The organism is Methylocystis sp. (assembly GCF_050251305.1).
Taxonomy (GTDB): domain Bacteria; phylum Pseudomonadota; class Alphaproteobacteria; order Rhizobiales; family Beijerinckiaceae; genus Methylocystis.
In genome coordinates this window covers 14,216-35,457 of the sequence record NZ_JBFWNB010000034.1, presented here as the reverse complement: position 1 = coordinate 35,457, position 21,242 = coordinate 14,216, and the positions used below count along the sequence as shown (strand labels likewise).

23 protein-coding genes and 1 pseudogene are annotated in these 21,242 nt (G+C 63.7%); 9 read left to right on the top strand and 15 right to left on the bottom strand.

What is annotated here, in order from left to right; translation table 11 throughout:
- Positions 1-115 (top strand): annotated as a pseudogene (locus AB7F41_RS11960) (IS110 family transposase); the annotation flags it as partial.
- 8 nt (positions 116-123) lie between these two features.
- On the opposite strand, the gene AB7F41_RS11955 reads toward AB7F41_RS11960, so the two are convergent.
- Positions 124-708: a Uma2 family endonuclease gene (locus AB7F41_RS11955; RefSeq protein WP_428380269.1), complete on the bottom strand. Its 585-nt coding sequence runs from the start codon at positions 706-708 to the stop codon at positions 124-126.
- Positions 709-769: 61 nt separating this feature from the next.
- Between AB7F41_RS11955 and ruvB the strand changes: the two genes are divergently transcribed.
- A complete protein-coding gene (gene ruvB, locus AB7F41_RS11950) occupies positions 770-1,810 on the top strand; it encodes a Holliday junction branch migration DNA helicase RuvB (protein WP_428380271.1) in 1,041 nt (346 codons plus the stop codon).
- 9 nt (positions 1,811-1,819) lie between these two features.
- On the top strand, positions 1,820-2,698 hold the full coding sequence (locus AB7F41_RS11945; protein WP_428380273.1) for a hypothetical protein: 879 nt from the start codon (positions 1,820-1,822) through the stop codon (positions 2,696-2,698).
- Between the two features lie 322 nt (positions 2,699-3,020).
- On the opposite strand, the gene AB7F41_RS11940 is transcribed toward AB7F41_RS11945, so the two are convergent.
- Both AB7F41_RS11940 and AB7F41_RS11935 read right to left on the bottom strand, forming a co-directional pair.
- On the bottom strand, positions 3,021-4,058 hold the full coding sequence (locus AB7F41_RS11940) for an MBL fold metallo-hydrolase (RefSeq protein ID WP_428380275.1): 1,038 nt from the start codon (positions 4,056-4,058) through the stop codon (positions 3,021-3,023).
- A gap of 27 nt (positions 4,059-4,085) precedes the next feature.
- The gene (locus tag AB7F41_RS11935) at positions 4,086-4,745 is read right to left on the bottom strand and encodes a peroxiredoxin (RefSeq protein WP_428380277.1); all 660 of its coding nucleotides are present in this window, start codon (positions 4,743-4,745) and stop codon (positions 4,086-4,088) included.
- 189 nt (positions 4,746-4,934) lie between these two features.
- Here AB7F41_RS11935 and ybgC point away from each other — a divergent pair, with 189 nt between their 5' ends.
- Both ybgC and alr read left to right on the top strand, forming a co-directional pair.
- A complete protein-coding gene (gene ybgC, locus AB7F41_RS11930; protein ID WP_428380278.1) occupies positions 4,935-5,366 on the top strand; it encodes a tol-pal system-associated acyl-CoA thioesterase in 432 nt (143 codons plus the stop codon).
- Positions 5,367-5,416: 50 nt separating this feature from the next.
- Positions 5,417-6,553, top strand: coding sequence for an alanine racemase (alr, locus tag AB7F41_RS11925; protein ID WP_428380280.1), 1,137 nt, complete (start codon positions 5,417-5,419; stop codon positions 6,551-6,553).
- A gap of 4 nt (positions 6,554-6,557) precedes the next feature.
- Here alr and AB7F41_RS11920 read toward each other — a convergent pair whose 3' ends face one another.
- From AB7F41_RS11920 to uvrB, 5 genes are all read right to left on the bottom strand, one after another.
- A complete protein-coding gene (locus tag AB7F41_RS11920; RefSeq protein WP_428380282.1) occupies positions 6,558-7,196 on the bottom strand; it encodes a Maf family nucleotide pyrophosphatase in 639 nt (212 codons plus the stop codon).
- A gap of 24 nt (positions 7,197-7,220) precedes the next feature.
- On the bottom strand, positions 7,221-7,439 hold the full coding sequence (infA, locus tag AB7F41_RS11915) for a translation initiation factor IF-1 (protein WP_016920926.1): 219 nt from the start codon (positions 7,437-7,439) through the stop codon (positions 7,221-7,223).
- 162 nt (positions 7,440-7,601) lie between these two features.
- The gene (locus AB7F41_RS11910) at positions 7,602-8,021 is read right to left on the bottom strand and encodes a type II toxin-antitoxin system VapC family toxin (RefSeq protein WP_428380285.1); all 420 of its coding nucleotides are present in this window, start codon (positions 8,019-8,021) and stop codon (positions 7,602-7,604) included.
- Positions 8,018-8,347 carry a hypothetical protein gene (locus AB7F41_RS11905; RefSeq protein ID WP_428406590.1) on the bottom strand — a complete coding sequence of 110 codons (330 nt, stop codon included), beginning with the start codon at positions 8,345-8,347 and terminating at the stop codon, positions 8,018-8,020. Before AB7F41_RS11905 ends, AB7F41_RS11910 begins: the two co-directional genes overlap by 4 nt.
- A gap of 64 nt (positions 8,348-8,411) precedes the next feature.
- Positions 8,412-11,021 carry an excinuclease ABC subunit UvrB gene (uvrB, locus tag AB7F41_RS11900; protein ID WP_428380289.1) on the bottom strand — a complete coding sequence of 870 codons (2,610 nt, stop codon included), beginning with the start codon at positions 11,019-11,021 and terminating at the stop codon, positions 8,412-8,414.
- A gap of 242 nt (positions 11,022-11,263) precedes the next feature.
- Between uvrB and AB7F41_RS11895 the strand changes: the two genes are divergently transcribed.
- Entirely contained in the window at positions 11,264-11,533 is a 270-nt protein-coding gene (locus tag AB7F41_RS11895; RefSeq protein WP_428380290.1) for a hypothetical protein, read from the top strand.
- A 36-nt stretch (positions 11,534-11,569) separates the two neighbouring features.
- Here AB7F41_RS11895 and AB7F41_RS11890 read toward each other — a convergent pair whose 3' ends face one another.
- Entirely contained in the window at positions 11,570-13,489 is a 1,920-nt protein-coding gene (locus tag AB7F41_RS11890) for an ABCB family ABC transporter ATP-binding protein/permease (protein ID WP_428380292.1), read from the bottom strand.
- 111 nt (positions 13,490-13,600) lie between these two features.
- On the opposite strand from AB7F41_RS11890, the gene AB7F41_RS11885 reads away from it, so the two are divergent.
- Positions 13,601-14,197 carry a TIGR00730 family Rossman fold protein gene (locus AB7F41_RS11885; RefSeq protein WP_428380294.1) on the top strand — a complete coding sequence of 199 codons (597 nt, stop codon included), beginning with the start codon at positions 13,601-13,603 and terminating at the stop codon, positions 14,195-14,197.
- Here the strand turns inward: AB7F41_RS11885 and cimA are convergent.
- From cimA to cysS, 5 genes are all read right to left on the bottom strand, one after another.
- A complete protein-coding gene (gene cimA, locus AB7F41_RS11880) occupies positions 14,194-15,834 on the bottom strand; it encodes a citramalate synthase (RefSeq protein WP_428380296.1) in 1,641 nt (546 codons plus the stop codon). The two genes, AB7F41_RS11885 and cimA, sit on opposite strands and share 4 nt — an antisense overlap.
- Positions 15,834-16,340 carry a GNAT family N-acetyltransferase gene (locus tag AB7F41_RS11875; RefSeq protein ID WP_428380298.1) on the bottom strand — a complete coding sequence of 169 codons (507 nt, stop codon included), beginning with the start codon at positions 16,338-16,340 and terminating at the stop codon, positions 15,834-15,836. The genes cimA and AB7F41_RS11875 overlap by 1 nt, the downstream gene beginning before the upstream one ends.
- A complete protein-coding gene (locus AB7F41_RS11870) occupies positions 16,340-16,474 on the bottom strand; it encodes a hypothetical protein (protein WP_428380300.1) in 135 nt (44 codons plus the stop codon). Before AB7F41_RS11870 ends, AB7F41_RS11875 begins: the two co-directional genes overlap by 1 nt.
- Before the next feature lie 213 nt (positions 16,475-16,687).
- On the bottom strand, positions 16,688-17,041 hold the full coding sequence (locus tag AB7F41_RS11865; RefSeq protein ID WP_428380302.1) for an endonuclease domain-containing protein: 354 nt from the start codon (positions 17,039-17,041) through the stop codon (positions 16,688-16,690).
- 199 nt (positions 17,042-17,240) lie between these two features.
- Positions 17,241-18,674 (bottom strand): cysteine--tRNA ligase, encoded by a 1,434-nt coding sequence (gene cysS / locus AB7F41_RS11860; protein ID WP_428380304.1) that lies wholly within the window; start codon positions 18,672-18,674, stop codon positions 17,241-17,243.
- A 255-nt stretch (positions 18,675-18,929) separates the two neighbouring features.
- On the opposite strand from cysS, the gene AB7F41_RS11855 reads away from it, so the two are divergent.
- The gene (locus AB7F41_RS11855) at positions 18,930-19,262 is read left to right on the top strand and encodes a hypothetical protein (protein ID WP_428380306.1); all 333 of its coding nucleotides are present in this window, start codon (positions 18,930-18,932) and stop codon (positions 19,260-19,262) included.
- Position 19,263: 1 nt separating this feature from the next.
- Here the strand turns inward: AB7F41_RS11855 and AB7F41_RS11850 are convergent, their stop codons facing one another.
- Entirely contained in the window at positions 19,264-19,788 is a 525-nt protein-coding gene (locus AB7F41_RS11850; protein WP_428380307.1) for a CreA family protein, read from the bottom strand.
- A 262-nt stretch (positions 19,789-20,050) separates the two neighbouring features.
- Here AB7F41_RS11850 and AB7F41_RS11845 point away from each other — a divergent pair, with 262 nt between their 5' ends.
- The gene (locus tag AB7F41_RS11845) at positions 20,051-21,205 is read left to right on the top strand and encodes a DUF2865 domain-containing protein (RefSeq protein WP_428380309.1); all 1,155 of its coding nucleotides are present in this window, start codon (positions 20,051-20,053) and stop codon (positions 21,203-21,205) included.
- The last annotated feature ends 37 nt before the right edge of the window (positions 21,206-21,242 follow it).

Below are 21,242 nucleotides of genomic sequence, written 5' to 3'. Positions count from 1 at the left end.
AGCCGGAAAGCCCGCCAAAGTCGCCATCACCGCCGTAATGCGCAAGCTCGTCGTCCTTGCCAACGCCCTCCTACGAAAAAACCGTCCCTGGGCCGAAGACGCTCCTTGCGCATAACGGATACTCTAGGCAGCGATCACGTCGCGGTAGATTTCGGCGAGCGGGACGGCAACTCCGATTGCCGGCAATTCCAATGTCGTAGCGAGTCCGTCGAATATCCGCACCCCTGCCCACTCGTCCGCGATGCGGTCGAAGGTTTCGATATGGGTGCGGTCTCGCTCAACGAGCACATAATGTTTCAGGCTCGGCAATTGCTGGTAAACGGCCCATTTTTCGAATCGATCGCGCGCCTTGCTCCCATCCGACATGACTTCGATGAGCACAGTTGGATCGGTCAGATACGCGGCCCCCGGCTCAAGCTGGCTGCAATGGACAATCACGTCCGGCAGCATCGATGATTCGGTTGGACGGCTGCGCAGCCGAAAAGATTCGATCAGAGTGCGGCAGGGCGAGCCATTGGCGCGCAGACGCTCGCGAATGCCGTTCGCCAGATTCTGGATGATGTAATTATGCTCCCAGCGCGCGCCGACCATCATGCGCACGACTCGGCCGCCGATCAGCTCCCATTTCTCGTCGGCGGGCTTGTCGGGGAGAAGTTCCTCGAAATCGTCGAGGGACATATACTCATATTGCGAGGACGGGCGATTCACGGCGCGGCTCCGTTTGCCGCATTCTAGCACAGCGCCCGCGCCAGCGCATGGAGCCGCCCGTTTGACCACGTCCGCGCGCCTTTTGAGCCCCGAGCAGCGCGACGACGACGCCGACGCGTCGCTGCGCCCGCTGTCGCTCTCAGACTTTACCGGCCAGGAGGCGGCGCGCGCCAATCTCAAGGTCTTTATCGAGGCCGCCAAGGCGCGCGGCGACGCGCTCGATCACGTGCTGCTGGTCGGCCCGCCGGGGCTGGGCAAGACGACGCTGGCGCAGATCGTCGCGCGCGAGCTTGGCGTCAACTTCCGCTCGACCTCCGGCCCGGTCATCGCCAAGGCCGGCGACCTCGCGGCGCAGCTCACCAATCTCGAGCCGCGCGACGTGCTGTTCATCGACGAGATTCATCGCCTGAATCCGGCGGTGGAGGAAATCCTCTATCCCGCGATGGAGGACTTCCAGCTCGACCTCATCATCGGCGAGGGGCCGGCGGCGCGTTCGGTGAAGATCGATCTTGCGAAATTCACCCTCGTCGGCGCGACGACCCGCGCGGGCCTTCTGACCACGCCGCTACGGGACCGTTTCGGCATTCCCATTCGGCTGAATTTCTACACGCCGGAGGAACTGGAGCTGATCGTCAAGCGCGGCGCGCGCGTGCTCGGCGTCGGCATGGAGGATGCAGGCGCCAAAGAGATCGCGCGCCGCTCGCGCGGCACGCCGCGCATCGCCGGCCGCCTTCTGCGGCGCGTGCGCGACTTCGCCATCGTCGAAGACGCGCAATCGATCACGCGCAAGCTCGCCGATCGCGCCCTGTCGCTGCTCGAAGTCGATACGATCGGACTCGACGTGATGGACCGGCGCTATCTCAATCTGGTCGCCGTCAATTTCGGCGGCGGGCCTGTCGGCATCGAGACGATCGCCGCGGCCCTGTCGGAGCCGCGCGACGCGATCGAAGACATCATCGAGCCGTTTCTTCTGCAGCAGGGCTTTTTGCAGCGCACGCCGCGCGGGCGTCTTCTAACTGCTCACGCCTTCCGTCACCTCGGCCTCGCCGAGCCGGCGCGGCCAGCGGGACAGTTCGGATTGTTTGATGAAGACGAGAAGTAATGGGAAACGATGAAATACAACGAAGGCAAAGCATGTGATGCGATTTTGCGTCACTTGGAGAGCCGAGAAGGCGCGCTACGATTCAATTTGTTTCAGCCTGAAGTAGTAGCCGACCACCCTGCACCGGTAGAGCTCGTCTGCGAAATTGGAAGCCGATTATTTGCGATAGAACATACCCGCATCGAGCCATTTGAACGCTTGGAGAAGCTCAAGAACGAAGCGCCTAAGCATTTCAAGGCGGTCGAGGACGCGATCGCCACAATTGTGCCCGCCAATGAAGTTTGGGAGCTTCAAGTCCCGGCGTTAGCGTTCCAAGGCCTGCGAAAGCAAAAAAATATCCCAACGATTCAGAGGGCGTTACAGTCTTGGATCACGCGTGAAGCTCCAGCGCTGGCAAAGCGACGTTACGGTGACTACCGTCAACCGCTTGTGCAGTCCTCGGGATTGATCCCCGATGTGCCTTTCGAAGTTCGGCTCTTTCGGTTTGAATGCCCACCCGAAGTTGGTGGCCGCATGCAATCTGTCCACATTTTTCAGGGCGATTTAGATGCTTCGCGTAAACAGCGAATGAATAGAGCTTGCAAAGAGAAGTTCCCCAAGCTGGCTTGGTGGAAGAAGAATAAGAGCGCGCGAACCGTTTTTCTGCTGGAGGACGCCGACATACTCCTCACAAATGAGATAATCGTTGCTGAGACATATTTGTCGATCACTGCGGCTCGAACGGACGTGCCGGACGAAACGTATCTTCTAAGCACTTGTGTCAATAATTCTTGGACCCTTGTCCCTCTTCTTATCAATGGGAACTCTCTGTTCCAACTTTCTGGTGACGGGCCGCTGTGTCATTGGAACGTGGATCCCGAAACATTATCACCTGTTACTAATCGGTGATCGTCGCTTTCCGCGAACATGCCATTCCCATGCGCAAATATTGTTAATAAGCCTTCCGTCACCTCGGTCTCGCCGAGCCGGCGCGCCCCGCCGCGCAGTTCGGCTTGTTCGGAGAAGGCGAAACCTGACCGGCGATCAGGCTGTCAGCACGAAATAGATCATTGCGCCGAAAAGCAGAACGGCGACGATCTCGCCCGCATGTTCAAAGAGCTTCAGCGCGCGGCTTAAGAATTTAGCGTCCATCGGCGCCTCCATAAGGCGTATATGGCGTCGCAAGCTGAGCTTTCCAACTGCCCCGCCCGTAAGGCGATCGCGCCCCGGATCAACGCGCGAGCGGGCCGCCGGCCTTTGTCCAGGCGTCGAGTCCGCCCTGAATATGGCGGGCGGAGCTCAGCCCGGCTTCCTGCGCCGCTTCGACCGCCATCGCCGAACGCTCGCCGAAGGCGCAGTAAAACAGGATGCGCTTGCCGGTGGCGACCGCCAGTTCGTGCAGCAGGCCGCCGTCGCGAATATGCTCTTCGAGTTCGTCGTAGGGCAAATGAAGCGAACCGGGAATGACGCCATGGACGTCGCGTTCGCGCGGTTCGCGCAGATCGACGAGCGCGGTCGACGGCTGACCGAGGAGTCGCACCGCCTCCTGCGGCGTGAGCGCCCAGCCGCGCAGCGCAACATCCTCCTGATGCAGACCGATGTGCCGGTTCGCGGGCACCGCCACATCCATCATTGCGGGATTGGGCAGATGCAGACTGTCCATCAGCGCGACATATTCGTCGACCGACGTCACCTGCAATCGCGGATTGAACGCCCGCTCCTCGCCGATCGTGCTGACCGTATCGCCCTTGTAGTCATGCGCCGGATAAACAAGCAACGAATCCGGGAGCGTCAACAGTTTTCCGAAGATCGAATCATATTGCGCCCGGGAGTCGCCATTCTGAAAATCGGTGCGGCCGGTGCCGCGGATCAACAGCGTATCGCCGGTGAACACCCTGTCGGCCATCATGAAGCTATATGAATCATCCGTGTGCCCGGGCGTATACAGGACTTCGAGTTCGACGCCGGGAATGCGGATGCGGTCGCCTTCGCGCACGCGCATCGACACCACATCGGCGCCGCTGCGTTCGCCCATGACCGTGACGCAATGGGTGCGATCACGGAGCGCGCCGGATCCGGTGATGTGATCGGCGTGGGTGTGCGTGTCCACGGCCTTGACCAGCCGGACGTCGAGTTCGCGCATCAGCTGCAGGTAACGGTCGACCTTATCGAGCACCGGATCGATGATCAGCGCCTCCCCGCCGGGATTGCCGGCGAGGAGGTAGCTGTATGTGCTGGAAACGCTGTCGAACAGCTGTCTGAAGATCATCGCGCGCGTCCTGCGCCGCGCCCCGATTCATTTCGGTTGCGGAACAATCCGAAGATAGGGCCGCGGCGCGTTCCAGCCTTCCGGATAGATTTTCTTCGCTTCTTCGTCGGAGACCGATCCGGCGATGATGACGTCGTCGCCCGGCCGCCAGTTGACCGGCGTCGCCACCTTATGTTTGGCGGTCAGCTGCAGCGAGTCGATGACGCGAAGCACTTCGTCGAAGTTGCGGCCGGTCGTCATCGGATAGACGATGATGAGCTTGATCTTCTTGTCGGGCCCGATGACGAAGACGTTGCGCACCGTCTGGTTGTCGGCCGGCGTTCTCACGCTGGCGTCGCCCCCGGCGCTCGCGGGCAACATGCCGTAGAGCTTGGAGACGTGCAACTCGGGATCGCCGATCATCGGATAGTCCGGCTTGGCGCCCTGCGTCTCGGCGATGTCGACGGCCCATTTCGCATGATTGTCGACCGGGTCGACGCTCAGCCCGATAATCTTGACGTTGCGGCGCTTAAATTCCGGCTCGAGTTTCGCCATGTAGCCGAGCTCGGTCGTGCAGACCGGCGTGAAATCCTTGGGATGCGAGAACAGGATGCACCAGGAATCGCCGATCCAATCATGGAATTTGATGCGTCCCTGCGTGGTGGTGGCTTCGAAATCCGGCGCGGTGTCGCCGATGTGGAGAGACATGTGCGAGCTCCTCAGTTATGGTTTGCGAGGCGCGTGAAGGCGCGCGGGGCGCTCTTCGGCCGCCTGAGAGCGTAGCCCTATAGTAGCCCAATACATGCGCCTGTTGCGCTGAGTATCAAGAACGGCGGCGGTCAAGCCGGACGCCGCCTCGCCCGGTGAAACTCCAACCAAACCGCCAGCCGACGCAAAATGACGACGATGACGCCGTGTCAGTCCCTTACGATTCGCGTTTATTACGAGGACACCGATTTTTCCGGACTCGTTTATCACGCCTCATATTTGCGCTTCATGGAGCGGGCGCGCACCGAAATGCTGCGCTCGCTCGGGCTCGATCAGCGCGCGCTGCTGGAAGGCGCCGCCGGGGCGCCGATCTTTTTTGTCGTCCGGGCGATGGACGTCGACTTTCGCAGACCCGCGACAATGGACGACCTGCTGACCGTCGAAACCGAGGTTCTCGCGGTCGGCGGCGCGTCGCTCTCGCTTGAGCAGCGCGTTTCGCGGGAGGCCGAGCCGCTCGTAAGCGCCAAAGTTCGAATCGTGTGCGTCGAGGCCGGCCGCGCGCGCCGGTTTCCTCCCGAGGTGCGCGCCAAATTCGAACGTCTGCTGCCGGATCAGGCGTAAATTGCCGCCGCCATCTAGACGCCGCCTTTTGTGGCCTAAAATGGCGTGAGATGGGAATCATCGAACCCGCTGCGCGCCTGCGGCCCCGGACCGAGCCTTCGGACCCGGCGGAAACCGGCGTTCTCACCGTCGATCTCGCCGCCCTCGCGGACAATTGGCGGATGATGGCGCGCTTGGCCGGGGGCGCCGAATGCGGGGCGGTGGTCAAGGCCGACGCCTATGGCCTGGGGCTTGCGCCCGTCATGCGCGCCCTCCTCTCCGCCGGCTGTCGAACCTTTTTCGTCGCCAATGTCGTCGAGGGGGAAGCGGCGCGGGCGGTTGCGCCCGAGGCCACGATCTATGTGTTTGACGGGCTCGTGCCGGGCGCGGCCCCCCGCCTCGTCGTCGCCGATCTCATCCCGGCCCTTGGTTCGCTCGAGGAGATCGCCGAATGGGCCGGGACCGGCCGTAACCCCAGGGCCGCGATCCATTTCGACACGGGCATGAATCGCTTCGGAATTCCGATTGGCGACGCGGCGCAGGCGGCCGAGTGCGCGCGCCATATCACGCCGACCCTGGTGATGAGCCATTTCGTCAGTTCGCAGATGCGCGACACGCCCGGCAACGCGCGCCAGATCGAGGCGTTTCTCGACGCCCGCGCCCGATTCGCCGAAACTCCGGCCTCCATGGCGAATTCCTCGGCCGTGTTCCTGCCGCAGCGCCCGCATTTCGATCTCATTCGGCCCGGCTACGCCCTCTATGGCGGCAACCCCACGCCCTACGCCGAATGCCCGGTGCGCCCGGTCGCCCGGCTTGCGGCGCGCATCGTCTCGACGCGCGACGTCGAGCCCGGCGACTGCGTCGGCTATGACGGTCTCTGGTCGGCGCGGGGCCGCACCCGCGTCGCCACGATCGGCGTCGGCTATGCGGACGGCGTGCCGGTCGGCGCCACGGCCTGCACGGGAAAGCCGTCGGGCGAAGCGCTCGTCGGCGGCGTGCGCTGCCCCTTCATCGGCCGCGTGTCGATGGATTATGTCGTGCTCGACGTCTCGCAAGCGCCGCGAGAGGCCGCGCAGCGCGGCGAATGGGTCGAGCTGCTGGGGGAGTCGATCTGCATCGAGGAAGCCGCGTCGCGCGCCGGCACCATCGGCTATGAGATTCTCACCCGCCTCGGCGGGCGATTCTCGCGGCGCTACGTCGGGACGTGAACGCTCAGGTCATCGCGAACCAGGGCGCAAGCACGGGATACCCGTCCCCCGCCAGCAGCGAGACGGTCTCGTACAGCGGCAGGCCGACGACCGCCGAATAGGACCCGACGATCTTCACCAGGAACACGCCGGCGCGTCCCTGAATGGCGTAGGCGCCCGCCTTGCCGCGCCACTCGCCGGTCGCGAGATAGGCTTCGATCTCGGTCGAGCCGAGGCGCTTGAACCGCAGCCGCGCCTCCACAAGACGCCTGCGCTCGACGCCGCGCGGCGTGATCAGGCTCACCGCCGAATAGACCCGATGCTGGCGGCCCGAGAGCAGCTGCAGGCACTCCTCCGCCTCTTCGCGCGTCTCGGCCTTGGGGAGAATCCGCCGGCCGACGGCGACAACCGTATCGGCGGCGATGAGGAAGGAGTCCTTCAGCTCGGCCCGCGTGGCCCTCAGCTTGGCGGCGGCCGCCGCCTTCTCGCTGGCGATTCGGGTGGCGTAGGCGCGCGGCGATTCCCCGCGATGGGGCGTCTCATCAATGTCGGCGGGCAGCAGCGCGTCGGCGTCGAGCCCGGCTTGCTGCAACAGCGCCAGACGCCTGGGCGACGCGGAGGCGAGAATGAGCTTGGGACGGGCGATGGGAGGATTGGCTGTCAAGAATGTCGCTCCGCCGAAAGGAAATCACCGGAAGCGATATGTTATACGGCCTTTGGTCAAATCATAAGGGGTCATTTCAACCAGCACCTTGTCGCCCTCGAGCACGCGGATGCGGTTCTTGCGCATCTTGCCGGCGGTGTGGGCGATGATTTCATGGTCGTTTTCGAGCTTGACGCGAAACATCGCGCTCGGCAGCAGTTCGGTGACGATGCCGGGGAATTCGAGCAGTTCTTCCTTGGCCATGTGGTTCCTTGCAAGGCGCTTTCCGCCGCAATGTTGGCCGCGCGGCTTAGATAGCGCGAAAAAAGCGAAAAACCCGCTCCCCGGCCGGGGAGCGGACTCGGCGCGGACCCTAATCGAGAACGAATGATTTGTGAACCTGAGAGTTTATGCGCCGCGCCGGGGTCATTTTCCAACAGTGAAGGGGTCCAGAATTTTCGCGCCGAGGTTTTCGACATCTCGAACATTGCGCGTCGCAAGCGTCAAATCATTCACTTTGGCCGTAGCCGCAAGCAAACAATCGACGACTGGGACGGTGCGAAGGGCGCTCATCCGTCCCCACTCCGCCGCAACGCCATTGTCGACCGGCAAAATTCGTCCGCCAAAAGCGCGTTCGACATCGATCAGCCAGCGATCAAGGACGGCGGCGGCGTTTCCGTCCCGCCGCCGTAGTTTTTCCGCTCCCCGTTGGATTTCTCCGAGCGTCAGAACGCTGAGATAGAGCTGCTCATCCTCCACTGAGGCGAACCATGCGGCGACATGCGGATCGCATCGGACGCCCTTGCGAATTTCGGAAATCACATTGGTGTCGATAAGAAAGTTCAAAAATCGACATCCCGGCCAACGTCGCGCGAACGCTCAAGGTCGACGCCTTCCAGCGGCGCGATAGCAAGAAGCGTCTTGAGCGATCCCGGCGCCAGAGGAGCCACGGCTTCTTGAAGAAGCGCACGCGTTTCCGCCTGGCGGCCAGGGTCAGCGAGCGCCGCGGCGACGCCACGAATCAGCGCAACATCCTCCTTGCGCGCCTGCACCTCGACACGCACGAGACCCTTTCGCTTCATGCGCTGTCGATAGATCTGGACGCTGGATTTTTGCGGCCTGGGCATTGCGATCCTTCTTTCCGGTAAGATTACCGGAAATCCGCCTCCCAAACAAATATCCTCTTTGCGCCTTTCGCCGTTCAGTCTCCCCAAGCGGAAGCAGAGACGCCGCCGCTCACTTCGGCTTGCCCTTCACCGTGCGCGTGCCCGGCTTGCCGCCCGACGAGCGCCCGGCGGGACGCGGCGGCGGCACGCGCCCCACGGGCCGCGCTTCGCCCCCGCCGAAATTATGCGGCCCCATGTCGGCGTCGGTCGGCTTTCGCGCGCGCGTGCCGACCATGTCGCCGTCGCGGCGCGGCGCGCCCGACCGCGCCTGACGCGCAAGCGAAATGCGCAGCATCGGGTTCGCCTCGCCGAGCAGCTCCGCGCGTTGCAGCCGCTGAATCTCGTCGCGCATGCGCGCCGCCTCCTCGAAGGCGAGGTCGGCGGCGGCGGCCTTCATCCGCTTTTCGAGATCGGCGATCGTCGCCGCCAGATTATGGCCGGGCGCGATGTCATAGCCGGTGTCGACCGTCACATGATCCTGCTCGGCGACCGAGCCGAGAATGTCGGCGATGCCGCGCTTGATCGACGCGGGGGTGATGTTGTTCTCGCGATTATAGGCTTCCTGCTTGGCGCGTCGGCGATCGGTCTCGTCCATCGCGCGTTTCATGGAGCCGGTGATCTGATCGGCGTAAAGGATGACGCGGCCGTCGACATTGCGCGCGGCGCGGCCGATGGTCTGCACAAGCGACGTTTCCGAGCGCAGAAAGCCTTCCTTGTCGGCGTCGAGAATGGCGACGAGGCCGCATTCGGGAATGTCCAGGCCCTCGCGCAGCAGATTGATGCCGACCAGCACGTCGAAGGCGCCGAGCCGCAGATCGCGGATGATTTCGATCCGCTCGATCGTGTCGATGTCGGAATGCATGTAGCGCACGCGCACGCCGTTCTCATGCAGATATTCGGTCAGATCTTCCGCCATGCGCTTGGTCAGCACGGTGACGAGCGAACGATAGCCGATCTGCGCGGTCGCCCGCGCTTCGTCGAGAAGATCGTCGACCTGGGCGCGCGCCGGCCGCACCTCGACCTGCGGATCGATCAGTCCCGTCGGGCGAATGACCTGCTCGACGAAAACGCCGCCTGTCTGATTGAGCTCCCAGTTCCCCGGCGTCGCCGACACGGCGACGGTCTGCGGCCGCATCGCGTCCCATTCCTCGAAGCGCAGCGGACGGTTGTCCATGCAGGACGGCAGACGGAAGCCATATTCCGCGAGCGTCGCCTTGCGGCGGAAGTCGCCCTTATACATGGCGCCGATCTGGGGGATCGACACATGACTCTCGTCGGCGAAGACCAGCGCATTGTCCGGCAGATATTCGAACAGCGTCGGCGGCGGCTCGCCCGGCCGACGCCCCGTGAGATAGCGCGAGTAATTCTCCACTCCCGCGCAGGAGCCGGTCGCCTCCATCATTTCGAAATCGAAGCGGGTGCGCTGCTCGAGCCGCTGCGCCTCGAGCAGACGACCGGAACGGTGCAATTCGTCGAGCCGCGTGCGCAGCTCCTCCTTGATCGCCTTGATCGACTGCAGCAGCGTCGGCCTCGGCGTCACGTAATGCGAATTCGCATAGACCTTCACGAATTCGAGATCGACCGTCTTCTTGCCGGTCAGAGGATCGAATTCGGAGATCGATTCGACTTCGTCGCCGAAGAAGCTGACGCGCCAGGCGCGGTCCTCATAGTGGGCCGGAAAAATGTCGACGGTGTCGCCGCGCACGCGGAACGTTCCGCGTGTGAAATCGGCGCCGGTGCGGCGGTAATGCAGCGCGACCAGATCGGTGACGAGCTGCCGCTGCTCCAGCTTTTCGCCGAGCGTCACCGAGAAGGTCATCGCCGTATAGGTTTCGACCGAGCCGATGCCGTAGATGCAGGAGACCGACGCGACGATGATGACGTCGTCGCGCTCGAGCAGCGCGCGCGTCGCGGCGTGCCGCATGCGATCGATCTGCTCGTTCACCGAGGATTCTTTCTCGATGTAGGTGTCCGAGCGCGGCACATAGGCTTCGGGCTGATAATAGTCGTAGTAGGAGACGAAATATTCGACGGCGTTCTTCGGAAAGAAGCTTTTGAATTCGCCGTAGAGCTGCGCCGCCAGCGTCTTGTTCGGCGCCAGGATCAGCGCCGGGCGTTGAACGCGTTCGATCACGCTCGCCATGGTGAAGGTTTTTCCCGACCCGGTGACGCCGAGCAGCACCTGGTCGCGCTCCTGCCCCGCGACGCCCTTCGCCAGTTCGTCGATCGCCGCCGGCTGATCGCCTTTCGGCGTGTAGTCGGAGACGAGTTCGAATTTGACGCCGCCTTCGGATTTCTGCGGCCGCTCGGGCCGATGCGGCGTCCAGGGCTTCTGGTCGCGGATGTTGGGATCGCCGAGCCGCAACAGTTCGGCGAGGCTGTCAGCCGTCGCCTGCACGCCGCCAAGGCTTTGACCGGCAAGACTTTGACCGGCGCTTCCTGAAGTCGCGCCGCCGGGATCAGCGCCCTCCCCGAGCCCGTATTTCTCGATGTCCTCCGCATCGAGGCCGTGGATCGAGTCGGCGTCATAGGCGGCCTGCGGCGCTTCGCCGAATCCCGGCGCGAGCGCTGGATTCAGCAGCTGCGCAAGATGCGGCGCGAGCGGCGCGACGTCCGGCTTCGACGCCTTGGCGCGCGTCGGCCGCGCCGGGTCTCTGGGCTTTCCGGGGGATTTCGCCATGGCCGCAATATGGGGGAGACGCGCGTGAAGGGAAAGCGGGGGAGAGTTCCCACACCGTGCCGATCCTGGCGGCGACAGATGGCGCGTCTCCCGTGCAGCGATCTCCACAGCGACAAGGATTTCGACCCTTTCGTCGCGCGACTCGGTTTGCGGTCGGCCATGACGTAGCCGCCCGGCTGATCAGCCGCGCCCGCGCCCTTTGCCCTTGACAGGCGGCGGCGTTGCGCCAAAGTTGATTGAGAATGAACAAGCTTTTCTCCGACGCGCTCAAAATGAGCCTTGCCGCCAATCAGGTGATCGGCCTTCGACTGATCAAAATCGCCACCGGCGGCGCGCGCGGCAGGCGCGAGAGCAAGCTGATGGTCGAAGAAAAGATCAGGGCCGCCGCCGACGCCAGCATGGAAGCCGCAATGAGCGTCGCCGCCGGCCAGCCGCATCTTGCGGCCAATCGCGCCCTCTCCGTTTATTCAAAGCGCGTCAATCGCAATCTCCGGCGATTGAAGAAGGGCTGATGGCGAAAGCTTAGCAGCAACGCCGCCAAGTCCCACTTATTCCGCCTCCTCCAATTCCTCGCGTTCCGCCTCGATCAATTTGGCGCGCGCCTCCGCCGCCTCGCGCTGCCGGTTCCACATGCCGGCGTAATGACCGCCGAGCGCCAGCAATTCCTTGTGCGCGCCGCGCTCGATAATGACGCCATGATCGAGAAACAGGATTTCGTCGGCGTCGACGATGGTCGACAGCCGATGCGCGATGACGAGCGTCGTGCGGCCGCGCGCGACGCGTCTCAGCGCCTCCTGAATTTCATGTTCGGTGAAACTGTCGAGCGCCGACGTCGCCTCGTCGAGGATGAGGATCGGTGGACCCTTGAGAATCGTGCGCGCAATCGCCACCCGCTGCTTCTCGCCGCCCGAAAGCTTCAGGCCGCGCTCGCCGACCTGCGCGTCATAACCGCCCGGCACCCTCTCGATGAAGCGGTCGATCTGCGCGAGTCGCGCCGCGTCCCGCACCTCGTCGTCGGTCGCGTCCCACCGTCCATAGCGGATATTGTAGCCGATCGAGTCGTTGAACAGCACCGTGTCCTGCGGCACCATGCCGATCGCCGCGCGCAGGCTTTCCTGGGTCACGTCCTGAATGTTCTGCCCGTCGATCGTGATGCGGCCGCCTTGCGGTTCGTAAAAGCGATACATCAGACGGGAGATCGTCGACTTCCCCGCCCCTGAAGGACCGACGATCGCGACTGTTTGCCCGGGCGCGGCTTCGAAGCTCACGCCCTTGAGGATCGGCCGTTCCGGCTCGTAGTGAAACGAGACATTGTCGAAGACGATCCGACCTTCGCGCACGACGAGCGGCTGCGCGTCGGGCTTGTCCAAAATCTCGGGACTCTGCGCCAGGATCGAAAACATCGTCTCGATGTCGATGATCGCCTGCCGCACCTCGCGATAGAAAGTGCCCATGAAATTCAAGGGCTGCGCCAGCTGGCCCATCATGAGATTGATCAGAACGAAATCGCCAACCGTGTTGCGGCCGGCTTTAATGCCATAGACGCACATCACCATCATCGTCGTGAGGCCGATGATGAAGATCACGGTCTGGCCCGCATTGAGGACCGCAAGCGAGACATAGGAGTGGGTGCTCGCCTGCTCATAGTGGATCATCGATTTGTCGTAGCGCGCGGCCTCCCGCCGTTCCGCGCTGAAATATTTCACCGTCTCATAGTTCAGCAGGCTGTCGATCGCCTTCTGATTGGCGTCCGTGTCGCTATCGTTCATCCTGCGTCGAATGGCGATCCGCCAATTTGTCGCGAGCGTCGTATATAAAAAATATGCGCCGAGAGTCGCGAGCAGAACGAGGCCGTAGCGCCAGTTGAACTGATAGACAAAAATGCCGAGCACCAGCGCCATTTCCAGCACGGTGGGCGCGCCCGTCGACATGATCAGACGCGACAGCGTCTCGATGCCGGCGCGCCCGCGCTCGAGAACGCGCGTCAGCCCGCCGGTCTTCCTGCCGAGATGAAAACGCAGCGACAATTCATGCATGTGGACGAAGAGGTCCGTCGCCAGCCGCCGCACGGCATGCATCGCCACCGCCGCGAAAATGCCGTCGCGCAACTGCATCAGCACGACCGTGACGATGCGCATGGCGCCCATCAGCAGCGTGAAATAGATTGCGGCGGCGCCGATCGCTCCTACGGCGCCGGCGCCGTCCGCCGCGAGCGCGTCTGTCGCCCATTTGAAGGCGTAGGGCGTCGCCGCGTTGAACAGCTTGCTGACCACGAGCAGCACAAAGACTGCGGCGACGCGGATCTCGAGATCGCGGCGGCCGCGCGGCCAGATATAGGGCCACAGATGACGTATTGTTTTGAAAAGAGACGATTCAGACAATTGTCGATCGGAAACGGGCTCAAGCGCAGCCGTATCCTGGTCGAGCGCGTCGGGATCGCTCGATTCGCCTTCATCAGGTCTCAGCATGGAACTCCGAATGAATAGGTCCGCAGTCGCGGCTTTTGCGTCATATATGACGTTTAGAGGGAATGCGCACCCTGCGCGCCGGCGCGGCGATAGCGCAGCATGAGAGTGCCCATGCGAGAAATCAGAAACGTCTGCGTCTATTGCGGCTCCTCGATCGGCGCCGATCCGCGCCACACGACGGCGGCGCGCGCGTTCGGCGCGGCGCTTGCGGGCGCCGGGATCGGACTCGTCTATGGCGGGGGCGCCATCGGCCTGATGGGGATCATCGCGAAGGCCACGCTCGCGGCGGGCGGCGTCGTCACCGGCGTCATTCCCGAATTCCTGGACCGAAGGGAAATCCCCTTCCTCGGCGCGACGGAGCTCATCGTCGTCGACGACATGCACACGCGCAAACGCCTGATGTTCGAACGCTCCGACGCCTTCGTCGCGCTGCCCGGCGGCGTCGGCACTCTGGAGGAACTGACCGAGCAGCTGACCTGGATTCAGCTGGGCCGGCACGCCAAGCCGCTCGTCATCGCCGACATCGCCGGCTTCTGGCGGCCGCTGCTGTCGCTGTTCGCCCATATGCACAACGAGGAATTCATCCGCGATGGCGAGGACGTGCGCTATCTGGTCGCCGAACGCGTGGAGGACATCCTGCCGATGATCTTCGCGGCGGCCCGCCATGCGCCGGACGTCAGCGAGACCGAAGTTACGGAGCGGCTTTAACAGCGCGTCGTGGCCAGGGCCTGCGCGCCGGAGGCCAGCAGCTTGTAGTTGATCGCATCGACGAGCGCCTCGAAGGAGGCGTCGATGACATTGGCGGAGACGCCGACCGTCGACCATCGCCCGCCCTCGCCGTCCGCACATTCGACGAGCACGCGCGTCACGGCGTCGGTGCCGCCCTGAAACACGCGGACCCGGTAATCGACGAGTCGAACGTCCTCGATGAAGCGCTGATAGGCGCCGAGATCCTTGCGCAGCGCAAGATCGAGCGCATTGATGGGACCATTGCCTTCGGCGGCGGAAATGCGGCTTTCGCCATGCACGTTGATCTTGACGATCGCTTCTGCGCCCTGATCCTCGAAGCCGCCGTTTCTTGAAAAGCGACGGTCGACCGCGACGCTGTAGCGTTCGATGTCGAAGAAATGCGGGGCTTCGCCGAGCACGCGCTTCGCCAGCAGAAAGAACGACGCGTCGGCGCCCTCATAGGCGTAGCCTTGCGCTTCCTTCTCCTTCACCTCATCGAGCAGCCGCGTCAGCCGCGAATCGTCCTTGTCGAGCGCGACGCCGAGCCGCGAGAGCTCCGAAAGAATGTTGGAGCGCCCCGCCTGATCGGACACCAGCACGCGCCGCATATTGCCGACCGACTCCGGCGTGACATGCTCGTAGGTGCGCGGATCGGTCAGCACGGCCGACGCGTGGATGCCGGCCTTGGTCGCGAAGGCGCTGGCGCCGACGTAAGGCGCATGGCGGTTGGGCGCGCGATTGAGAAGCTCGTCGAGCGCATGGCTCACGCGCGTCAGATGCGTCAGCTTCTCTTGCGTCACGCCGATCTCGAAACGGTCGGCGAATTCGCTCTTGAGCAACAGAGTCGGGATGATCGTCGTGAGATTGGCGTTGCCGCAGCGTTCGCCAAGCCCGTTGAGCGTGCCCTGGATCTGCCGGGCGCCCGCGCGCACCGCCGCGAGCGAGTTCGCGACAGCTTGGCCCGTGTCGTCATGGCAATGCACGCCGACGCTCGTTCCCGGAACATGCCTGACGACCTCTGCGACGATCCGCTCGACTTCATGCGGCAGGCTGCCGCCATTGGTGTCGCACAGCACGATCCAGCGCGCGCCGGCGTCGTAAGCGGCCTTGGCGCAGGCCAGCGCATAGTCCGGGTTCGCCTTGAAGCCGTCGAAGAAATGTTCGCAGTCGACGGCGACTTCCTTGCCGCGCGCGACCGCGGCTCTGACCGATTGCGTCACCCCTTCGAGATTGTCCTCTTCCGTCGATCGCAAAGCGACGCGGACCTGAAAGTCCCAGCTCTTGGCGACGAAGGTGACGACGTCGGCGCCGCTGTCGAGGAGCGCGGCGACGCCCGGATCGTTTTCGACCGAGCGGCCCTGCCGGCGCGTCATGCCGAAGGCGGCGAAGCGCGCATGTAATTTCGGACGATCGGCGAAAAATTCCGTGTCGAGCGGATTGGCGCCGGGATAGCCGCCCTCGATGTAATCGACGCCGAGCTCGTCGAGCATGGCGGCGATCTGACGCTTGTCGTCCAGCGAGAAGTCGACGCCGGTCGTCTGCGCGCCGTCGCGCAGCGTCGTGTCGTAAAGCGTCAGCGGCTCCTTTGCCGTTTCCTTGGCCGGCTTCCTGGCCATCAATGCGCCCTCCCGGCGGGCGCCGCCAGTTCCTTGGCCATCGTCGTATTGCCGAGCCACTGGCCGCCGATCTCGATCGTGTTGCGCGTTTTGGCGACATAGCCGCGCGCAACGAAAAAGTCGCGCGAGGCGTCCGACGCGTCGACGCTCAACGTCCTGGCGCCGCGCGCGGCGGCGAGTTTCTCGATGGCGTCGGCAAGCGCCGAGCCGACGCCGCGTCGCGCCATCTCGGGGCGCACATACAGCATGTCAAACTGCGTATTGTCCTTCAGCGACGCGAAGCCGGCGATCTCGCGGTCGACGAGCGCGACGATCGTCAGCTCGCGTGCGAGCCGCGCGCCGAAGGCCTCTTCGTCATCGGCCTTTGACGCCCACGCCTCCCGCTGTGCATCGTCGTAATCGTCGGCCGCGAGTTCGTCGACGCTCTCGCGAAAGAGCGCCGCGAGCGTCGTCGCGTCCGCAGCGAGAAAGGGACGCAGTCCGGGCGTTTGCGCGCGATGCGCCATCACAAGACCTCGAATGCGCGCAGCAGATGCCAGGCGATGAAGGCCGCGAGCGCCAGCACGATCAGCTTGAACGCGAGATAGAGCGCCCAGTGGCGCCTGAAGGGAAGCGATTTCTTCCAGTCATCATTGGACATCGAATATTCCCTTATGTTCGCCCCAACCGGTTCGCCTCGCGAACCGCCCCTCGGTCAGGGGATCTGCAGCACTCAAACCCAACGCTTGATACATCAGGAACTGAACAAGCGATCGATCATTACGTCGGCGCGCACCGTTCGCCTCCCTCCCCCTTGCGGGGAGGGTGGCGCGCGCAGCGCGCCGGGTGGGGGAGACTGAAACGCCCGCGCCGTTCATGACGCCTCCCGCCTGCGCTCTTTCGCGCGGGAGATGATGGTCTCCACCACGCCGGTCAGATCGGCGTCGATTTCGTGGTTCCAGAAGCGCAGCACGCGAAAGCCGCTCGCTTGAAAAAGGGCGTCGCGCCTTGCGTCGCGGCGAAGTCCTTCCGTCTCGCCGTGCTGGGAGCCGTCAGCTTCGACGATCAACCGATATTTGTAGCAAACGAAATCGAGCACATAGCCCTCGAGCGGAACCTGGCGACGAAAGTGGAGCCCCTGCGGACGGAGCTTGCGCAACTGCGACCAGAGTTTGACTTCCTGGGGCGTCATGTTCTTGCGCAATTCGCGCGCGCGAGGGTTGGCCATGTCCGTCACCCCACCCGGTTCGCTTCGCGAACCACCCTCCCCGTCAAGGGGAGGGATCGGCCTGCATCGGCGATATGCAAAATTTCGGAGACGACGACCCGCATGAACGATTTAACGCCGCGCGCAATCGCGCGGTTCGCCTGCCTCCTCCTTGCGGGAAGGGCGGCGCGCGCAGCGCGCCGGGCGGGGGAAACGGCGCTCACCGCTTCACCTCCCAGGTCGTCGTGCCGTCCTTATTGTCCTTGAGGGCGATCCCCATGCCGGCGAGTTCATCGCGAATGCGATCGGACTCGGCCCAGTTTTTAGACGCGCGCGCGGCGTTGCGATCGGAAATCAGAGAATCAATGTGACCGAGTGGAAGTCCCTCGAGCGGCCCACCCTCAACAACTCCCCAAGAGGCTAATGACTCTTGGTCCATGACTCCAAGGAACCGTAAGTTGCTCGCAAGCAGACGAAACGCCTCGGGAGTTTGCGACGAATAGGCGTTCTCATACGCGGAGGACAAACTTGCGACAGACCCAGGAGTATCAAGGTCGTCAAGAAGTCTCTCTCGTAGAATGGGCGAAGGCGGTGCACTCCACCACCAGTCATCATCGCGATCAAAGTGCGTCTTAATGCCAATGCTTACAAGCTTTCCCCATTTCGACAATAGCGCGCGCGATTCATTAAGTCGGGCAACGGTCCAGTCGATGGGATGTCGATAGTGCGTCATCAACATAGCCAAGCGCAGTACCGGCCCGCTCCAACGATGCCCCCCGAATTTCTCCGTATGCAGCAACTCGTGGATCGTCACGAAATTCCCCAGGCTCTTGGACATTTTCTCGCCCTCGACCTGCAGGAAGCCGTTATGCATCCAGTAATTCGCCATCACGTCGCGGCCGAAGGCGCAGCAGCTTTGCGCGATCTCATTCTCGTGATGCGGAAAGACGAGATCGATGCCGCCGCCGTGAATGTCGAAGGTTTCGCCAAGATGCGCCCAGGACATCGCCGAACATTCGATATGCCAGCCCGGACGCCCCCTGCCCCACGGGCTGTCCCAGCCGGGCTCATTTTCCTTTGAGGGCTTCCACAGCACGAAATCCATGTCGCCGCGCTTGTAGGGCGCAACGTCGACGCGCGCGCCGGCGATCATTTCGTCGAGCGAACGCCGCGACAGCCGTCCGTAATTCGGCATGGACGGCACGTCGAAGAGCACATGGCCGTCGGCCGCGTAAGCATGTCCAGATGCGATCAGCCGCTCGATGATCGCGATCATCTGCGCGATATGCTCGGTCGCGCGCGGCTGCATCGTCGGCTCGAGACAGCCGAGCGCCTTCACGTCCGCCTGAAAAACCTTGTTCGTTTCTTCGGTCAGTTCGCGAATGGAAATTCCGCGCTCGGCGGCGCGCGCATTGATCTTGTCGTCGACGTCGGTGATGTTGCGGACATACGTGACATGCTCGGCGCCGTAGAGATGCCGCAGCAGTCGAAACAGCACGTCGAAAACGATGAGCGGCCTGGCGTTGCCGATATGCGCATAGTCGTAGACCGTCGGCCCGCAGACATACATGCGCACATGCGCGGGATCGATCGGACGGAACGCCTCCTTCGTCCGCGTCAGCGTATTGTATATTTTGAGCGCAGGCGTCGACATGAACTTCCCCGCAATGCCGCCGGCCGGGGCGTCGCTTCATGTCGTTTGGAAAGACGTGACGGCACCGGCCAGCGTGATCGCTAGCTGATAATGGTCTCGCGACAAATGGTGAGCCGAAGCGTCATGGCGGCGACCATGCGCCAAAGCGCGCCGCCGCGTCAAGCGTGCGCCGCTTTGGCGCGCGGCCTTAACGCAGGTTTTACCGCTATGCGCTAATTCTGAGTTCGGGCTGTCAGGTCCAGGGGCTCGTCCGTCATGTTGAAATTTGAGGCGCCGGCACGGCGTCGCGTGTTTGCGCAGCTGCTCGCAGCCGCGCTGATCTCTGCCGGCTGCGCGGGCGCCGCGCAGGCCGAGGCCGGCGCGGGCGCCGCTTACGTCATCTCCGATCAGGAAGGCTACGGGCTGCTGGAATGCCTGACGCGCAAGGCCGACTGCGGCAAGATCGTCGCCGACTCCTGGTGCGCGGCGCATGGCCATCGCGCGGCCAGAGCCTTCGGCCGCGCCGATGACGTGACCGGCGTCATCGAGGTGAGCGCGCCGCGCGCCGCGATCGGACCGGACGCCGCGGTCGTCGCCTGCCTCGAATAGCTCAGCGGTTCAGAAACTCTCCGCATTTCGGCACTTCATTCTGGCCCGCCCAGGGCTGAATGGCGACGGTCGAGGTGGAGCTTTCCGGCGAGCCGTCGACGAGCCTGTCCGAATAGACCATGTAGACGAGCACATTGCGCTTGGCGTCGCAGCCGCGAATGATGTGCATGCGCTTGAACAGCAGCGAACGCCGCTCGCTGAAGGTGGTGTCGCCCTGGGTGAATTTCTCCTTGAATTTGATCGGCGCATACTGGCGGCAGGCGAGCGAGACCTCCGACGACTGCTCCGCGACGCCGAACATTCCGGCGACGCCACCCTTTTCATGCGCCGTGTAATAGCAGGCGACGCCCTCGATGATCGGATCGTCGATCGCATAGGTGGCGAGCTTGTCGTTCGGGGTGAGGAGCTTGAAATCCACCGACTTGCGGAAGATCAGATCCGGCCCGTTCTGCGCAAACGCCGTCGCCGCGCCGAAACAGAGCGTGAAAAACGTCGGAATCAGGACCAGCAATTTGGAACGCTTCATATCGGCAACCTCCTGGCGACGCCGCCGATATGGGCGAAGTCGCGCGCCAATGGAAGGGCTTCAGCCCGGTGCGCGACAAAAAATTCACGGAAACGAAGGAGATTGAGCTCTTCAATCGGCGCCTTGTTGCCGACACGATGCGCGCGATTAATCGACGTACGTTTGATCCGCGGCCAGGATTGGCGAGAATGACGCGATTCGTCGTCCGCCGACGCGCGTTGGAAATCGGCTGCAAGCGACCGCGCAAGCGTTTTTCGGCTCCTTGCGAGCGTGTGAAGGAAGCCAAAACCTCAATGAGGCCGCGATCATAGACCTCTTTTCGATAAAAGTCGCCTCCAGGGCGACGAAACTGGCGGTCGCCGTCGGCGTCGCCTTCGGCGTCTTCGCGGCGTCGCCCGCGGCCGCCGAAAGTCCCTATTGCACAGAGTTGCGCGCCCAGATCGCGCGCGCGGGCGCCGGCGGCCGCGCCGGGAAATACCAGGCCGCGGCCGCCAAGCAGCGCGGCGAATACGCCCGCGTCGCCGCGCGCGCGCGCGCGCTCGGCTGCGACCGCGGCCAGTTCCTGTTCTTCGGCGATCCGCCGCCGCCTCAATGCGGGCCGATCAACGCCCAGCTCAATCGCCTTTCGGGGACCATCGCTTCCTATGACCGGGCGGTCGCCGACGACGGCGGCCAGCGCCAGGCGCTCGCCGCCCGCTATGAGGCGGAGTGCCGCAATCCCCAGGCTGCGCAGGCGCGCCTCGCGCGACCCCGCAATTTCTTTGAGGAACTGTTCGGCGTCGGGCCTGACGAGAGCATGCGCGAAGCGCCGATCGGCCCCGATCTCGATCAAGAGTATGAACCTGGCGACGGAATGCCGCGCGGGGGGCCGATGGCGATCTGCGTCCGCCAATGCGACGGCGGCTTTTTCCCGATCAGCTATTCGGCGCGCAGCTCCAATCTCTACGATCTTTCGACCATGTGCCGGGCGCTGTGTCCCAACGCCGAGGTGAAGCTCTATACGGCGTCGCAATACAAGGGCCTCAGCTCCGCCTTGTCGATCGACGGCGAGGCGTATTCGGACCATCCGAACGCGCATAAATTCGAAAAAACCTATGATCCGACATGCGGCTGCAAGCCGCCGGGGCAGACATGGGCCGAAGCGCTCGCGGAAGCCGAGCGGCTCATCGCCGAGCGTCACGCAAAGGATCAGGTCGTCACCGCCGAACAGGCCGAGCAATTGTCGCGGCCGCTGCCGCCCGGCGCTTCGCGCGGGCGGAAGGGGAAAACGCCGGCGCCGGCGGCGGTCGCGCCGGATGCTGCGGCGCAGGCGCAACCCAGCGCCCAGGACCGCGCCGCCATGCCGGAAACCTATCGCGAAATCGTCGGACCGGACGGCGTCAAGCGCCGCGTGCGGGTCGTCGCCCCAACGCTCTGAACCGAGGGAAGGCGGCCGCCATCGCGGCGCGCCGCGT

Bases quoted from the DNA above. Each gene is read 5' to 3' on its own strand.
- AB7F41_RS11945 (WP_428380273.1), top strand. From the start codon at position 1,820: ATGAAATACAACGAAGGCAAAGCATGTGATGCGATTTTGCGTCACTTG.
- AB7F41_RS11940 (WP_428380275.1), bottom strand. From the start codon at position 4,058: ATGATCTTCAGACAGCTGTTCGACAGCGTTTCCAGCACATACAGCTAC.
- AB7F41_RS11935 (WP_428380277.1), bottom strand. From the start codon at position 4,745: ATGTCTCTCCACATCGGCGACACCGCGCCGGATTTCGAAGCCACCACC.
- ybgC (WP_428380278.1), top strand. From the start codon at position 4,935: ATGACGACGATGACGCCGTGTCAGTCCCTTACGATTCGCGTTTATTAC.
- alr (WP_428380280.1), top strand. From the start codon at position 5,417: ATGGGAATCATCGAACCCGCTGCGCGCCTGCGGCCCCGGACCGAGCCT.
- infA (WP_016920926.1), bottom strand. From the start codon at position 7,439: ATGGCCAAGGAAGAACTGCTCGAATTCCCCGGCATCGTCACCGAACTG.
- uvrB (WP_428380289.1), bottom strand. From the start codon at position 11,021: ATGGCGAAATCCCCCGGAAAGCCCAGAGACCCGGCGCGGCCGACGCGC.
- AB7F41_RS11895 (WP_428380290.1), top strand. From the start codon at position 11,264: ATGAACAAGCTTTTCTCCGACGCGCTCAAAATGAGCCTTGCCGCCAAT.
- AB7F41_RS11890 (WP_428380292.1), bottom strand. From the start codon at position 13,489: ATGCTGAGACCTGATGAAGGCGAATCGAGCGATCCCGACGCGCTCGAC.
- AB7F41_RS11885 (WP_428380294.1), top strand. From the start codon at position 13,601: ATGCGAGAAATCAGAAACGTCTGCGTCTATTGCGGCTCCTCGATCGGC.
- cimA (WP_428380296.1), bottom strand. From the start codon at position 15,834: ATGGCCAGGAAGCCGGCCAAGGAAACGGCAAAGGAGCCGCTGACGCTT.
- AB7F41_RS11875 (WP_428380298.1), bottom strand. From the start codon at position 16,340: ATGGCGCATCGCGCGCAAACGCCCGGACTGCGTCCCTTTCTCGCTGCG.
- AB7F41_RS11870 (WP_428380300.1), bottom strand. From the start codon at position 16,474: ATGTCCAATGATGACTGGAAGAAATCGCTTCCCTTCAGGCGCCACTGG.
- AB7F41_RS11865 (WP_428380302.1), bottom strand. From the start codon at position 17,041: ATGGCCAACCCTCGCGCGCGCGAATTGCGCAAGAACATGACGCCCCAG.
- cysS (WP_428380304.1), bottom strand. From the start codon at position 18,674: ATGTCGACGCCTGCGCTCAAAATATACAATACGCTGACGCGGACGAAG.
- AB7F41_RS11855 (WP_428380306.1), top strand. From the start codon at position 18,930: ATGTTGAAATTTGAGGCGCCGGCACGGCGTCGCGTGTTTGCGCAGCTG.
- AB7F41_RS11850 (WP_428380307.1), bottom strand. From the start codon at position 19,788: ATGAAGCGTTCCAAATTGCTGGTCCTGATTCCGACGTTTTTCACGCTC.